Raw genomic sequence first — 15,256 nt, 5'->3', positions numbered from 1 at the left:
TAGTGTACGCAAAGTATGAACCACTATTGATTGAATTCATCGCGGCAACAATGGCAGCCGACCCAGCGCATGACCCGCAACACATCAACCGTGTGGTCAGTAATGCTAAACAGTTGGCACGTCATGAAAGCGCCAATTTGGCCGTGGTGGTACCTGCTGCCTATTTGCACGATTGTTTTTCATTACCGAAAAACCATCCGGAACGAGCAAAAAGTTCGCAGCTAGCGGCGCAAAAGGCACGTCAGTTTCTGGTAAGCATAAATTATCCCGAGCTTCATTTAGATGCAATTACGCATGCCATTACCGCACATAGCTACAGCGCCGGTATCACACCCCAGACCCTAGAGGCAAAAGTTGTACAGGATGCGGACCGTTTAGACGCATTAGGGGCTATCGGTATCGCTCGGTGTATTCAAGTCGGTAGTAGCATGGGTGTGGAACTTTATCATGGCGACGACCCGTTTGCGCAAGAACGCGAATGGAATGACAAGCACTACACGTTCGACCATTTTTATACCAAACTATTTCGATTACCTGACGCAATGCACACTCATGCGGCGCGCCAAGAGGCGAAAAGGCGCCTAGCCTTTATGCAAGATTATCTGCAACAACTGGGCACCGAAATCGCGGTTGCTGACGCAGCATCAATCACCACAACAACATGATCACCGCACCGGCTATCATAAACAGGTTTTCTGACAACGAGACAAAGCCCAGCGGCACATTGCTGTCACCGCCAACACAGGCACACTTGAGCTCGCGTTTATCAATATAAACCGCTTTAAACACCGATACCGCGCCGACCACACCAATAAATAGCGCAAACGGCGCCACCGCCCAAGCCGGTAGTTGCGCCAGCATACCGATGCCGACGTATGCCTCGACAAACGGATAAATATAGCCATAGCGCAGCCACTTCATCGCCAATAAATCGTAGGTAATAAAGGACGTGGTAAAGCTATACAAGTCTTGCAGCTTTTGTACTGCTAACAAGGTCATAGCAAACGCAATGAACAGTAGTAATGTTCGAATTGATAGGTAGTCCGCCGCTAAACCGTATTGATAAGCGAGACTGAGTAGCGCGGCGACCGAAAAAATGGCGATCACTGGGGTGTAACTGGTGCCAGTCTGACCGGCTTCGCCTTTACCAAAATACTCGCGCAGTTCGTCGTAGCCACCAATGCGCTGACCATCAATAAAGGTTTGTGGGGTGGTTTTAACATCATGTTTGGCTTTAAATTCGTCGGTCTGTTCACGCGAGGTTAACGGATGATCCTCGACCTCATACCCCTCGCGTTTTAATAAGTCCTTCGAGCGTAATCCGTACGGACAAATATGTTCATCGGTGACCATCCGATATAGCTTAGCAACCTTGCTCATCATGACCTCCTGGATATTCGTCGTCGTTTCAACAATGCCGTCTATTGGCTTGCACTTAAGCTTTCAACAACACTTTGCCTTGGCGGCCTTTTTGCAAGGCGTGCTTAGCCGCTTTGGCTGCCTCATGCAAATCATAAATGGCCTCAACCGGTAACTGTAGCTTGCCTTGCGTCGCCTGTTGTATTAATTCGCCGATCAAACGCTTTTTGTCCTCAGCGCTGGTATTCTGGCTAACTTTACTGCCCCAGAAGCCTTTCACTACTGCCTGTTTGAAGATAACGTCTCCTGAGCTTAGCGTCATCGGCTCACCGGTCATCGAACCAAACGACACTAAGGTACCGTTTTCACCCAACAAATTGAGTAATTCGCCACTTTCACGACCACCGACCGAATCGACCGCAGCCGTTAACGGGTCATCGCCCATAATATCTTTGACCTGCTGCTGCCAGTCGTCGTTTGCAGTGGATACGATGTGTTTAATACCCAGTTGCTGTAACTCGTCGATAGCATCGTCGCGGCGTACCACGTTAATGACATTGACGCCACGCGCAGCGGCTAACATTGCTAGAGTTTTACCGACGGCACCGTTAGCGGCGTTTTGAATCACCCATTGCCCGCTATCGACAGCTAAAAACTCTAATAACATCAGTGCACTCAAAGGCATCGCAATCAACTGTGCGGCGATCTCGTCGTCAAGCTCGTCCGGCATCGGCACCGCCGCTTTAGCAGGCCCAACAAAATACTCAGCCCAAGTCCCATGCGCGCCCGCTATGGCGACTCTTTGACCCACTTTTAAGCCCTGCACTTCAGTGCCAACGGCATCAATAACACCTACCGCCTCGCTACCACCGATGGCGGGTAATTCCGGCTTATAACCATAGTTACCGCGCACCGTCCACAGATCGTGGTTATGAATCGGCGCTAAGGTCATTTTTACCCGAATTTGATTGCCAGCGGGTTGCGGTTTGTCACGCTCGGCCAAGGTTAAGACGTCGGCCGGCTCTCCAAAACTCTCATGAATTGCACTACGCATCATTACTCCAGTGATGACTTAATAGGATATTATTAGCTACGCGAAGAGACCGAATTTGGTGCAGTCTTGGCGTGTAAAAATCACCTGATGCCGGTAAACAAACAGCAACTTAGTTAGTGCTTATTACCAACCGCGTATTCGCGACCAAATCTGATGCCGATTTTGATCATCGAATACTTGATAGTGGTCATGCATAGCCATCGTGGCGCATGCGTGGTTCGGCAAAATTTGTAGCCGTGTACCGATAGCGAAATCTTCAATATTCAGCGGTTTACCATCGGTTCTGGTGATCACACCGTGCTCTTGATTAGCCTGACTCACCTGTAAGCCCTGCAATAGGTTACCGGCACTATCAGCAACGAGCCCATAGCCGTGATCTTGCCACGTTGCAGCACTACCTCGGTCAGACGACAGCGCCATCCAACCAGCATCGGTAAGCAACCAACCGCGCTCAGCATTATGTCCGATCACTGTCGTCACCACGCGTGCTGCGATATCTGCTAACTGGCATACACCAATACCGTACATGACCAAATCAAACAGCGTATAAACTCCAGCGCGAACTTCGCTGATACCGCGTAAGTCGACATCGCTCAACGCCGTCGGTGTCGAACCCACGCTAACTTCGGCACAAGCAATACCTTGATCACGCAAACGCTGACTTGCCAGTCGTGCTGCGTCTACCTCTGCTTGCGCCGCTTGCCGCAACTGCTGCGCGTCATGACAATGATAGGACTCGCCGGCATGGGTCAGCACACCCCGAAACTCAGCAGCACCGTCTTGCAATTGTCGGGCAAGGGTAATTAATTCAGCGTCATCGGCTCGAATACCACCACGGTGGCCATCGCAATCCAGCTCGATCATGACTGCTATGGTGCACTGAGTTTGTTGGCAAAAATCATTAACCGCTGTGACTTGCGCCTGATTATCCAAAATGATGCGACAATCGACCCCTTGCGCCAGCAAGGCTTGTACTCGCGGCAGCTTGTGCGCAGCAATACCGACGGCATAGGTCATATTGCTATAGCCAACAGCGGCCAACACTTCGGCTTCTTTTAAGGTGGACACGGTGATGGGTTGCGATTGGTCGCTTAGCAAATAAGGCGCAGCATCGAGCGTGCGCAGGGTTTTGAAGTGTGGCCGTATTGTGACCGAGTCGCTACGTGAGCCAATGTGTTTACGCATGCGCTCAATATTGCGTAACATGACATTTTTATCGATGGCCAAGAACGGCGTATCGGGCTTTTCGACTAATGCTAACGATGAAATTTTGGTCATTTACCTCTCCTGACTGAGCCGCACCGACGTCTCTCGCATTGATCCTGCTCTTGCGCTTTTCGCTAGATAAGCATTCAGTTAACGTTGTAACATAGCTTACCTCGCCAACATCACCGACAACAAACCAGCAGCACTTATGTCCGACATTTCCATTCTGATTATCAGCTTATTGGTTATTTGGGTATTAGCTCGCGGCTCACTACCATTCACGCAAATCGGTCGTACACGCACAACTACTGCCGCTGCCATTGCCTGTGCGTTAATCGAAGGCATTACTCCGGCACAAGCGTTTGCTTACATTGATAGCCAAACGTTGTTGATCATGGCGGTGTTCTTATTAGTCGGTGCTAACCTTGCGCAACTGCGTGGTGCTACCTCGCAATCAAGCCGGCTGGTCTTGCTACATCCGTTAGCCTTACTCGGTTTGGTTATGCTCAGTTGTGCGCTGCTCAGCATGGTCATGATTAACGACGTTGTGGTTGCCTTACTAGCACCTCTACTGCTATTACTACCCCGTCAATCCTATAGCGCGACCCTACTGATAGGCTTAGCCTTAGCATCTAACATCGGTTCCGCCGCTAGCATCTTAGGTAATCCACAAAACATCATTCTGGCCAGCCATAGTGGCTTAAGCCAAGCCCAACATTTGCAGCAAAGCTTAGCCGCAGCAATCCTCAGTTTAGTGCTAGCGTTCGTCATCATCGTTTTATTGAAATATCGCAACTTACAGTCACCGCAACACACAGACAGGCCAGCAGAACCGCTAAAAGCACGCTGGTCATATCAACAATGGCTGACGTTAGCCGTTGCTATAACCGTTATTTCCAGTATGACATTAACCAGTTGGCTGTGGCCTCAAGCATTACAACGACTATCGTTAATCTGTTTAGCACTGCTGTTGCTGAGCATGCCTCGAAACCGCATAGCCGTACTAAAGCAAGCGAATATTCCACTACTGGTGCTAATCGCTAGCCTATTTGTTTTAACCCACACCGTAAGTACCGCCTTGCTCAGTGATAACCATAACCAGACAGTGGTGAATTGGCTGCAGGGCAGTATTGACTCGTTGAACGGCATCATTGGCTTTAGCGTCGTTGCGAGCAACACCATTGGTAACGTGCCCGCCATCATTCTGCTACTCAGTGTGCTTGATAATCTCAGTCACAGCCAAGCCAGCCTGCTCGCCTATTTCAGCAGTGTCGCTGGCAATCTGCTGTTACAGGGCTCGTTAGCGTCGATTATCGTTGTTGAAATTGCTAAAAAGCGCGGCATTAGCATTGGATTTAGGCAGTTCGCCGCGCTGGGTATACCGGTTACTGTTGCCGCAATAATCAGCGGCATACTGCTTCTTTAACAGCCACTGTGGAGCGCTTAACTCAGTGGTTTAAAGACCGCAATAGCATCGCCCGATTCATTCAATAAATACAGCTTGTTGGCTTCGATGTACCACTCTGTCACTTGCTCTAATGTGGCAACAAATTGCTTTTCAATAGCCATTGTTTGCTCACACATTTTGCGGGTGGTCGCGATTTTGGCAAACTCGATTTGTTGTTGGCTGTTCTGGTACTGACCGTTAAAGTTATTGCAGCCAGCAAAACCGCTGACCCGCTGCTCGCCCTCATTGAGCGTCATATGCGGTGCTTGACTTGCATCGTCGACAAACTCGGTGACCGCATTTCCGCGTATTTCGGTCAACCGCCATTCGGTATCGGTAATCGTGACGGTGTTACTTAACGGTTGATAATCACGCTGCCGAGAAAGATCATAATTCAGTTCAGAATCAATCGCTTGACCGTTAGTATCAAGCTTTCGCAAAACGCCGTCGGGCTCGATAGAAAAAGCACTCTCCTGATCGAGTTGCAACTGCTTACCACTGATTTGCCATAACCCTTGTTGGCTATGGCTATTATTAACGTCGCCATCATCCAAATACCGCATTTGAAGTTGGTATCGGTGATCGGGCATGAGATTCAACTGATAAACGATACCCTCACAATCGGCACAAGGTAACGTGCCCTGATAAGTCGCCGGTAATTGTTTGGCAAACATGTCACTGGCAGCTTGGTCGCGCTCAACCGTTGCGCTTTCTGAACTATTAGCGGTGGTGGTGGAGTCATTAGGTTGGCATCCCGCTAAAGTGATAGTTAAAGTAGCCGCAATAGTTAATAGTCGTCCCCGCATAATGCATCCTCCGTGTAATTATGCTGATTGAATCCGTTCCCATAAGATCCGCAATGGGCTTAACCGTTAGGCGTCGTTATTAACGGGTTACTGGAAAAGCAACCCGCAGAAGTAGCGGATATACTGATAGTATAGGCTTCCGCGCCAGTTTTTCATTGTTAGCACGCTAGTTTTACAGAGTATTTGCGTTAAATTCGGAATTATTTGCGTATTCGCAAAAGCACCGGCGATATAAATTCAGCGAAGCACAAGACTTATAAGAATATAGAGAGGATTAAGAAGTCATTCTACAATGCCATAATTTGCGAATACTCAAATTATGGCAAGGTTTAAAAGCTGATCGCTAGCCAGTTATCCTTTTCGTGAAACTCAACCGATTGAATATCACCGGCACGCTCGACGTTAACCAAGTTAACCTGATCAGGCCATAAGTCCTGAAGCGCTTTTTGACGTACTTTTACGCCTTTCATCGCCGTAGGAATTGGCACTTCTTGATACACCCAAAAATGCGGTCCATCGACTTCATAACCGACCGTTTTTAAAGGAATTTCGGTACCGTCTAAACGCGCAATCTGGAAGTTTTTTAAGACATAGTCGCTAAATTGTTGGCGAGTCTTTTCATTACCTACGATATCAGCTTTGGGGTTGATGAACTCTTTTACCGCATGCTCGGCGTCATGCAGATAATAGCGCTGCATCACTTCGATGTTATGCGTACGCTGATTAAACAAAATCGTCGTAATTGACGCTTTAAGTTGGTGGGCAGCCGCGCTGCCCGCCCCCATAAATAACAACGCCAACACTAACAATAAACGCTGCATTAGTCGTTAGTCTCATTATTTGACTTTAATTCCGCTTTCACGTCTTGCATCAAGTCGCGGTTGATCAAACCATCACGTTTTTTTGCTTTATAGCTTTCAATACGCGAAGGAATGATACGCCGTGGATAATAGTTGTTTTCGATATCCACGTCGGCGGTTTCCCAATTAGGGTCAACCGCAACCGAACTCAGTGCTTTATCGGTGACGATAAGTTTGCTGACCGCATCTGGGCTACGACGCCAAATTTCTGCCGGAATATACTTATCCTCTTGGCTGCCATCATCGTAGGTCAGCTGCAGCAGAATCGGCATCACTAAACCGCCTTTATTGCTAAAGTCGATAACGTAGTAATGTTTATTCTCTTGGATGGCACGATCAAACACTTTACGTTCCCAAGGCTCCAACTTCTGCAGAAAATCTTGGTATTCATTGCGTTGTTTGTTAGAAGCCGTGAACTGATCGTTATCGTCATAAAAATCACGTACGTCTTTGTTCTTCTCGACCCAAGTCAAACGACCCTCTTGCTCATTGCGCTGTACAAAGAACGACACCGGCTTGTCGGCATCTTCCTGACGGCGACGCTGCAAATCAATATCGGGATCTTGAGTGTCTAAGCGCAACTCATAAATACGGTCAACGGAAATGTCGACGTGATCGGTGGTATAGAACCAACCGCGCCAGAACCAATCCAAATCGACACCCGAAGCTTCTTCCATGGTGCGGAAGAAATCGGCAGGTGTTGGCCGTTTGAATTTCCAACGGCGAGCGTATTCTTTAAATGCAAAGTCGAATAAGTCTCGACCTAAAATGACTTCACGCAAAATATTCAGCGCCGCTGCAGGTTTGCTGTAAGCATTAGGACCAAATTGCAGAATACTATCCGACTGCGTCATGATCGGCACTTGGTTTTCTGACTTCATATAATCGACGATAAAGCGTGGTTCAACGCCCCAAGGAATGCTCGGATCCCACTCTCGACCAGCAACGCCATCAAGGAAGCTATTTAAACCTTCATCCATCCACGTCCACTGACGTTCATCTGAATTAACCACCATCGGGAAGTAAATATGACCCACTTCGTGGAAGACCACACCCAGTAAGAAACGCTTTTCCGCCAATGAATAGGTACGGCTGCCGTCATCCTGCAGGGTAGTACGCGGACCATTGAAGGTGATCATCGGATATTCCATACCACCTACCGGGCCATTTACCGACTGTGCCACCGGATAGGGGTAATCAAATGAAAAACGCGAATACACTTCCATGGTGTGAATGACAGCCTCGGTGCTGTATTTCTCCCACAACTCGCCACCCTCTTTAGGATAGAACGACATTGCCATAACAAACGGACGTTCTTCACCGCCCTGCTCATAACCCTTGGCATCCCAGATGAATTTGCGCGATGACGCCCAGGCAAAATCACGCACATTGTCAGCAGCAAAACGCCAAACTTTACGATCGCTAGTGCCGGCTTCCTCGTTCGCTAAGGCTTCGTCTGGGGTAACAACAAATACCGGACGTTCAGCCGTTTTAGCTTGTTCTAAACGGTCGCGCTGAGCACTGGTCAACACTTGTTGTGGATTCTGTAATTCACCAGTAGCGGCAACGATATGATCGGCAGGCACATCAATATTGACCTGATAATCGCCGAACTCCAGCGTAAATTCGCCACGCCCCAAGAACTCTTTGTTAGTCCATGCTTCGTAGTCGGTAAACGCGACTAAACGCGGGAACCACTGCGCCAGCAAAAAGATATCATTGCCATCAGGATTTTTGTCATCGGCAAAATGTTCGTAGCCATTACGACCACCGACCGCTTTTTGCTCAATAATATTAAAAGCAAAGTCGATGTTTAACTCGGTGCTACTTGAGGGTGCCAACGGCTCGGCTAAATCAATGCGCATTTGCGTACCAACAATGGTAAAACTCAGTTTTTTACCGGCTTTATCGGTGATCGCATTGATTTGATAACCCAACTCGTTATCGGCCATAAACTGCTGGCGACGCAGTTGATTCAAACTAATACGAGCAGGTTTATCTTGATTGCCTAAACTGGTTTCTGGATGCGACGAGAAAGTCGAAGTAACCTCTGCCATTGAATCAGATTTAAAAATATTTTGATCCAGCTGCACCCATAAATAACGCAAGGTATAAGGTGATTGGTTGTGATACTGAATGGTTTCAGCACCCTCAACACGGCGGCGCTTTTCATCTAGTGAAACATTGATTTGATAATCAACTTGCTGCTGCCAATAATGCTCACCAGGTTCACCAGCGGCGGAACGATAGACATTCGGTGTAGGTAACACCTCGTCTAACTGTCTAAATTTGTCTTTAAAATGGCCTTTGGTCTGCTCAATGGCTTGTGCCTGAGCCGCTCCGACGATTAATAACTGACTACTAATAACCGCGGTTAATAAGATTTTTAGCGCGCGCATGAAAAACGCCTTTTATCATTGTTTTAGTTAGGAGCCTAATAGAATAAAGGGTGTTAAGCCGCAAACCAAGTCAGACAAGCTGAAAAATTGGTCAACTTATCGTAATCTGGTGTCATCAATGACTGACACTAAAGCTAGCTACAAGGACTGTCACCGTGCCTGCAGACTTTACTAAACGACTTACCGCAAAGCGCCCATACAGCAAAGGAACGAGCTTCGAGCGGCCTGTAACGCCGCCAAAAGTCGACTTATTATTAAATCAATATGAAAGCGACCGCGGTCGCATCATGCAATCGGCTGCGGTACGACGCTTGCAACAAAAGACCCAAGTTTTCCCGCTAGAAAAAAACGCCGCCGTTCGTAGCCGTCTGACTCATTCACTCGAAGTGCAGCAAAATGGCCGCTTCATTGTCCGTAAAATCATCGACAAGCTGGACGGCACTCAACGCGCGCGTTTGGGACTCTCAGGCAATATGGATCGCGCATTAGAAACCTTGGTGGAAATGGCTTGCCTGATGCACGACATTGGCAATCCACCTTTCGGTCATTTTGGTGAAGCCGCCATCAACGACTGGTTTAACGCCAATACCTATCTGCTTTTTCAACGCCACGGTTGTGCCGAAGACGCACTAGCCAACTACTTGATCACCGATCTGAAAAATTTTGAAGGTAATGCGCAAGCGGTACGATTAACTCACAAATTATTAAAACTTAATCTAACCTACGCACAAAGCGCTGGGTTATTGAAATACACCCGCGGCGCCTATCAGGCCAAACCCAAAGGCAATAACCTACAAAAGAAGCCAGGCTTTTACTGGTCAGAGAAAGAGTTTGTCGACGAACTTTGGCAAGCACTTGCGATGCAACCACATAGCCGTCATCCAATAGCCTATATCATGGAAGCCGCCGATGATATTTCCTATTGCCTGGCCGACATCGAAGACGCGGTAGAAAAAGGTATTTTAACGATTCCTCAATTAATGGCGTTGCTTAAACAAGAATTCTCCGCACTACGCATAGCTGCTACCGGCACAGATGATGCCGACGCGGACATCATCGACCAAGGATATAAAGATAAAGCGGGTAAACCGAAACCACTGGTGTCTTTTCAGCAATTGTTAGATAACGCCAAAAAGAAATACCAGAGAGAAACCGTTGATAATATCGGTCAGTTTTTTATCGAATTACGCGTCGGCCTTATCCACCCTTTGGTAGAACACGCCGCTAAACAGTTTATCGAACACCTAGATGCAATCGACACCGGAGACTACAACGCCGCATTACTCGAAGATGGCAGCGTCTATCAACACATCATTAAAACCATGAAGCAGGTGGCGTTTAAACATGTCTTCAACCACCCTGAGGTGGAACAACTCGAGCTGCAAGGTTATCAGGTGATCAGCGGGCTATTGAATACCTACGCCCCCCTACTGCACATGAGTGCCACTGATTTTGCAAAGCTAAATGATAAAGGACCCATATTGAACCAGCGCCTATACAAGCGCTTACCGGCTAAGGAACTCGCGGCCTATCAACAAGTCAACAAAGATAAACAGGGTAAATTAAGTGTGGCCGAAGAGCTTTATTACCGCTGTAGACTTTTACAAGACGTGGTCAGCGGCATGACCGATCATGCGGCATTACAGGAATACCAGATCCTGCAAGTACAAATTTAACCCTCAGCCTAATCACTCACAGATAAAAGGATAACGATGAAGACCATCGATATTTTAGTCGGTACCACCTCCGGCAATACCGAATATCTCGCCGATCAGTTGCAACAGCTACTCGATGCTGACGGCCGCCAATGTCGTGTACATTACGAACCCGATCTCGTCGACCTAGACAATACCGGTATTTGGTTGATTTGCGTCGCTAGCCACGGCGCCGGTGATTACGCCGATAGCATGCTGCAGTTTGCCGAGCAACTGGCCGCCTGCGAAACCCGTTTAGATGATTTGCGCTATGCCGTGATCGCGGTTGGCGAGTCCTGTTACGACACCTACTGCGCCGCCGGCCGCGATGCCGATCAACGCTTACAACAACTGGGTGCAAAAAGCTTAGTATCACGACTTGAGATCGATATGTTAGAAGACGATCCCGAAGTCAAAGCCAGTCATTGGCTGCCGCAATTCAGCCAAGCCGTAGCACAACTACCTGAGCCCGATTAACCGATCCTGAATGATCTTATTCACATGGCTGATTTAGCGACTATCGAACACTTATTGGTGATCGGTTTGTGTTAATCACAAGCTTGTCCACAAGCTAAATCAGTAAGTGGATAAGATCGGAGTAAGATCGCCTAAGGGGTGTCGATAATCACAGCACAACTCTGGGGATAAATCGTATTGTGGATAAGCACCCCAGTTATCCACCGTCTGATCAGACTTTGGATCATCGCTTACTCACATGATCCTTGATCTAAAAAATCATTTAAGCTTAGGCAGTTAGATCGCTTATCAACAGAAAAGTCGAAGCTAAGAGTAGTAATAATAGAAAAGATCAAAATAAGATCCTTAACTGATCTTCTTTTAAACCCGAACCTCAATTGCGCTCAAAATGAAACGAAACAGGCTTCTTAACAAAATGAACAAAATTTAGTCATTTCGATTTTCACCATAACGCGTTAAAATGATCGGCTATTTGAGTCTTAGGTAATCTGCTCTAGAGCAATACCAACATCACAGTTCAAGCGCATTGTTAAATGCTACAGGTCGTACACATGGCACATCATTATCATCAGCACTTTGACGTTATCGTTATCGGTGGCGGACATGCCGGTACCGAAGCCGCATTAGCGGCAGCTCGTATGGGCTGTCAGACCATGCTGCTAACACACAACATCGAAACGCTCGGACAAATGTCATGTAACCCTGCAATCGGTGGTATTGGTAAAGGGCATTTGGTTAAAGAAATTGATGCCTTGGGTGGTGCCATGGCAAAAGCTGCTGATCAAGGTGGTATTCAGTTTCGTACATTGAACTCATCAAAAGGCCCAGCAGTTAGAGCTACTCGAGCACAAGCCGATCGTCAGCTGTACAAAGCCGCAATTCGACATAGCTTAGAAACTCAAGCGAACTTATCGTTATTTCAACAAGGTTGTGACGATTTGATCGTCGAGCAGGATCGTGTGGTCGGTGTGGTTACCCAAATGGGCTTAAAGTTTGCCGCTAAAACGGTGGTACTCACTGTCGGTACATTTTTAGGTGGGCGCATTCATATTGGCTTAGACAATTATCAAGGTGGCCGCGCTGGCGATCCACCAGCTAATCGCCTAGCCGAGCGTTTACGTGAGCTACCGCTACGCGTTGATCGTTTAAAAACCGGCACACCACCACGCATAGACAGTAAATCGATTGATTTTTCGGTGATGCAAGAACAGCCTGGCGATCAACCCACGCCGTTATTTTCATTTATGGGGCAAGCTAGCGATCATCCGCAACAAATATCTTGCTATATCACCCATACCAACGAAAAAACTCACGATGTTATCCGTGCTGGTTTAGATCGTTCACCCATGTATTCCGGTGTAATTGAAGGCGTTGGGCCACGTTATTGCCCATCAATTGAAGATAAAGTGGTACGCTTTGCCGAGCGTCATTCGCATCAAATATTTGTCGAACCTGAGGGATTAGATACTTTTGAGGTTTATCCTAACGGTATTTCCACCAGTTTACCGTTTGATGTGCAAGAGCAATTAGTGCGCTCGATTAAAGGCTTCGAGAATGCGCATATTACGCGTCCTGGATACGCCATCGAGTACGATTATTTTGACCCGCGCGATTTGCAACAATCGTTAGAAACCAAGTACATTCAAGGTTTGTTCTTTGCTGGCCAAATCAACGGTACTACCGGCTATGAAGAGGCCGGAGCGCAAGGATTAATCGCAGGCCTTAACGCCGCCTTGCAAGTGCAAGGTAAAGACAGCTGGTCGCCGCGTCGCGATCAAGCCTATATGGGCGTATTGATCGACGATCTGTCGACGCTAGGCACGCAAGAACCCTATCGCATGTTTACTTCGCGCGCCGAATATCGGTTGTTATTGCGAGAAGATAATGCCGATATGCGACTAACCGAAAAAGGTCGCGAATTGGGCTTAGTCGACGATCAACGCTGGGCCGCTTTTAGCGAAAAAATGGAAGCCATCGCGCAGGAACAACAGCGTCTACGCAGTACTTGGGTACACAAAGATCATGCACAAGTGGATGCTATAAATGGCTTACTGAAAAATCCGATTTCGCGTGAAGCAAGCTTAGAAGAACTGTTACGTCGTCCTGAAGTCAGTTATCGGGCGCTAGTCGACACCCTAGGTGACGGCTTGGCGCCGAGTGCGGCCGCCGAACAAGTGGAAATTCAGGTCAAATACGCCGGTTATATTGAGCGTCAACAAGACGAAATCGAAAAACAACGGCGTCATGAAAATACCCACTTACCGATACCATTCGATTACAGTAAAATCAGTGGCCTCTCGAATGAGGTGGTGGCGAAGCTGAATCAACATCAACCCGAAACGGTGGGTAAAGCGGCACGTATCTCGGGCATTACGCCGGCGGCGATTTCGATGTTATTGGTGCACCTAAAAAAACAAGGGTTACTGCGCAAAAGCGCGTAATCCTATTAAACCCAAGCAAACTGCAAGGATATGCCTGTGAAGCAGTCGTTAGCCGCTACGCTGACCTCGTTACTGGCCGAAACCGAATTGACCATCAACGCCGAACAGCAGCAACAATTGCTAGCGTTGGTTGGATTATTAGACAAATGGAACAAAGCTTACAATCTGACGTCTGTGCGCGATCCACAGCAAATGCTGAGTCGCCACATTGTCGATAGCTTAGTGGTCTTGCCGAGTTTAACCGCACAGCGTTATATTGACGTGGGTACCGGGCCAGGCTTGCCAGGTTTACCGTTAGCGATTGCCGCACCTGACAAGCAATTTGTGTTGCTCGATAGTTTAGGTAAGCGTATTCGCTTTATTCGCCAGATCTGTCACGAACTGGGCATCGACAACGTCAGTGCTGTACATGCGCGAGTTGAAGATTATACTGACCCAGAGGGATTTGATGGCGTGCTGAGTAGAGCCTTTGCCTCGCTTAATGATATGCTTAGTTGGTGTAGTCATTTGACTAACGCTGATGGGCGTTTTTTCGCCCTGAAAGGTCAGTACCCTGAGCAAGAAATTGCACAACTAAACGCCGACCCGCAGTCGCGCTGGTTGGTTGAACAAGTCAAACCGCTGGTTGTCCCTGGCGTTATTGGCGAACGCCATATCGTTATTATTAAAGCGGCAGCATAACCATAAGAGGTCGTAACACCCGTGGCTAGAGTGATTGCAATTGCAAACCAAAAAGGCGGCGTCGGCAAAACCACGACGGCTGTCAATTTAGCGGCCTCAATGGCGGCGACCAAGCGCAAAGTATTGCTCATCGATCTGGACCCGCAGGGTAACGCGACCATGGGAAGCGGTGTCGATAAATACGACGTCGAACATACCATTTACGACTTGTTAGTCGATGAAAAACCGGCCAAAGAGGTGTTAGTTGCCGAAACTAACGGCAAGTATCACCTGATAGCCGCCAACGGTGATGCCACCGCCGCAGAAATCAAGTTGATGGAAGTGTTTGCCCGTGAATTACGTCTACGTAAAGCGCTAGAAGCGGTACAAGATTACTACGACTTCATTTTTATCGATTGTCCACCGTCGTTAAGTATGCTGACGGTTAACGCAATGGCCGCTGCCGATTCGATTTTGGTGCCAATGCAGTGTGAGTACTATGCCTTAGAAGGTCTGACGGCGTTGATGGATACCGTTAACCAACTGGCCGATGCGGTTAACCCTAAGTTAACCATCGAGGGCATTTTGCGGACCATGTACGATCCACGTAATCGCTTAGCGAACGATGTGTCGGAACAATTAAAACAGCACTTTGGCGATAAAGTGTATCGTACCGTTATTCCACGTAATGTGCGTTTGGCGGAAGCCCCCAGCTTTGGAGCGCCGGCGATGTATTATGATAAATCGTCCACCGGTGCGCGCGCTTATTTATCGTTAGCCGGTGAAATTATTCGGCGTGCAGAGCAAAGCAAAAAACAAGCGCAAGCAGCCGCTAATTAAGGCTTGCGGGCCA

General features: G+C 47.9%; 13 protein-coding genes. 7 read left to right on the top strand and 6 right to left on the bottom strand.

Features of this window, described 5'->3' with window-relative positions:
• Nucleotides 1–2 precede the first annotated feature (2 nt).
• Nucleotides 3–665, top strand: coding sequence for an HD domain-containing protein (locus A10D4_RS07945; RefSeq protein ID WP_008488840.1), 663 nt, complete (start codon nt 3–5; stop codon nt 663–665).
• Here A10D4_RS07945 and A10D4_RS07940 read toward each other — a convergent pair.
• The 3 genes from A10D4_RS07940 to A10D4_RS07930 all read right to left on the bottom strand — a co-directional run bounded on the left by A10D4_RS07940 (nt 649) and on the right by A10D4_RS07930 (nt 3,691).
• Nucleotides 649–1,380, bottom strand: a complete 732-nt coding sequence (locus tag A10D4_RS07940; protein WP_008488839.1) for a MauE/DoxX family redox-associated membrane protein — start codon at nt 1,378–1,380, stop codon at nt 649–651. The genes A10D4_RS07945 and A10D4_RS07940 overlap by 17 nt on opposite strands.
• Before the next feature lie 55 nt (nt 1,381–1,435).
• The gene (locus tag A10D4_RS07935) at nt 1,436–2,416 is read right to left on the bottom strand and encodes a zinc-binding dehydrogenase (protein ID WP_202801436.1); all 981 of its coding nucleotides are present in this window, start codon (nt 2,414–2,416) and stop codon (nt 1,436–1,438) included.
• 120 nt (nt 2,417–2,536) lie between these two features.
• Nucleotides 2,537–3,691 carry an alanine racemase gene (locus tag A10D4_RS07930; RefSeq protein WP_008488837.1) on the bottom strand — a complete coding sequence of 385 codons (1,155 nt, stop codon included), beginning with the start codon at nt 3,689–3,691 and terminating at the stop codon, nt 2,537–2,539.
• Nucleotides 3,692–3,827: 136 nt separating this feature from the next.
• Between A10D4_RS07930 and A10D4_RS07925 the strand changes: the two genes are divergently transcribed.
• Nucleotides 3,828–5,045, top strand: a complete 1,218-nt coding sequence (locus A10D4_RS07925) for an SLC13 family permease (RefSeq protein WP_008488836.1) — start codon at nt 3,828–3,830, stop codon at nt 5,043–5,045.
• Nucleotides 5,046–5,062: 17 nt separating this feature from the next.
• Here A10D4_RS07925 and A10D4_RS07920 read toward each other — a convergent pair whose 3' ends face one another.
• The 3 genes from A10D4_RS07920 to A10D4_RS07910 form a co-directional block, all read right to left on the bottom strand.
• Nucleotides 5,063–5,872: an META domain-containing protein gene (locus A10D4_RS07920; RefSeq protein ID WP_008488835.1), complete on the bottom strand. Its 810-nt coding sequence runs from the start codon at nt 5,870–5,872 to the stop codon at nt 5,063–5,065.
• 329 nt (nt 5,873–6,201) lie between these two features.
• Nucleotides 6,202–6,693 carry a DUF6702 family protein gene (locus tag A10D4_RS07915; RefSeq protein ID WP_008488834.1) on the bottom strand — a complete coding sequence of 164 codons (492 nt, stop codon included), beginning with the start codon at nt 6,691–6,693 and terminating at the stop codon, nt 6,202–6,204.
• Nucleotides 6,693–9,131 carry a M1 family metallopeptidase gene (locus tag A10D4_RS07910; protein ID WP_008488833.1) on the bottom strand — a complete coding sequence of 813 codons (2,439 nt, stop codon included), beginning with the start codon at nt 9,129–9,131 and terminating at the stop codon, nt 6,693–6,695. The genes A10D4_RS07915 and A10D4_RS07910 overlap by 1 nt, the downstream gene beginning before the upstream one ends.
• Before the next feature lie 155 nt (nt 9,132–9,286).
• Here A10D4_RS07910 and dgt point away from each other — a divergent pair, with 155 nt between their 5' ends.
• From dgt to A10D4_RS07885, 5 genes are all read left to right on the top strand, one after another.
• Nucleotides 9,287–10,807 (top strand): dGTPase, encoded by a 1,521-nt coding sequence (gene dgt / locus A10D4_RS07905; protein WP_008488832.1) that lies wholly within the window; start codon nt 9,287–9,289, stop codon nt 10,805–10,807.
• Between the two features lie 36 nt (nt 10,808–10,843).
• Nucleotides 10,844–11,302 (top strand): flavodoxin domain-containing protein, encoded by a 459-nt coding sequence (locus A10D4_RS07900; RefSeq protein ID WP_008488831.1) that lies wholly within the window; start codon nt 10,844–10,846, stop codon nt 11,300–11,302.
• A 551-nt stretch (nt 11,303–11,853) separates the two neighbouring features.
• Nucleotides 11,854–13,743 carry a tRNA uridine-5-carboxymethylaminomethyl(34) synthesis enzyme MnmG gene (gene mnmG, locus A10D4_RS07895; protein WP_008488830.1) on the top strand — a complete coding sequence of 630 codons (1,890 nt, stop codon included), beginning with the start codon at nt 11,854–11,856 and terminating at the stop codon, nt 13,741–13,743.
• 36 nt (nt 13,744–13,779) lie between these two features.
• Complete coding sequence (rsmG, locus tag A10D4_RS07890; protein ID WP_008488829.1) at nt 13,780–14,424, top strand: 16S rRNA (guanine(527)-N(7))-methyltransferase RsmG; 645 nt, start codon at nt 13,780–13,782, stop codon at nt 14,422–14,424.
• Between the two features lie 21 nt (nt 14,425–14,445).
• Complete coding sequence (locus A10D4_RS07885; RefSeq protein WP_008488828.1) at nt 14,446–15,243, top strand: ParA family protein; 798 nt, start codon at nt 14,446–14,448, stop codon at nt 15,241–15,243.
• Nucleotides 15,244–15,256 lie beyond the last annotated feature (13 nt).

It is taken from the genome of Idiomarina xiamenensis 10-D-4 (genome assembly GCF_000299895.1).
Classification (GTDB): Bacteria; Pseudomonadota; Gammaproteobacteria; order Enterobacterales; family Alteromonadaceae; genus Idiomarina; species Idiomarina xiamenensis.
This window is presented reverse-complemented; position numbering and strand designations above follow the sequence as displayed.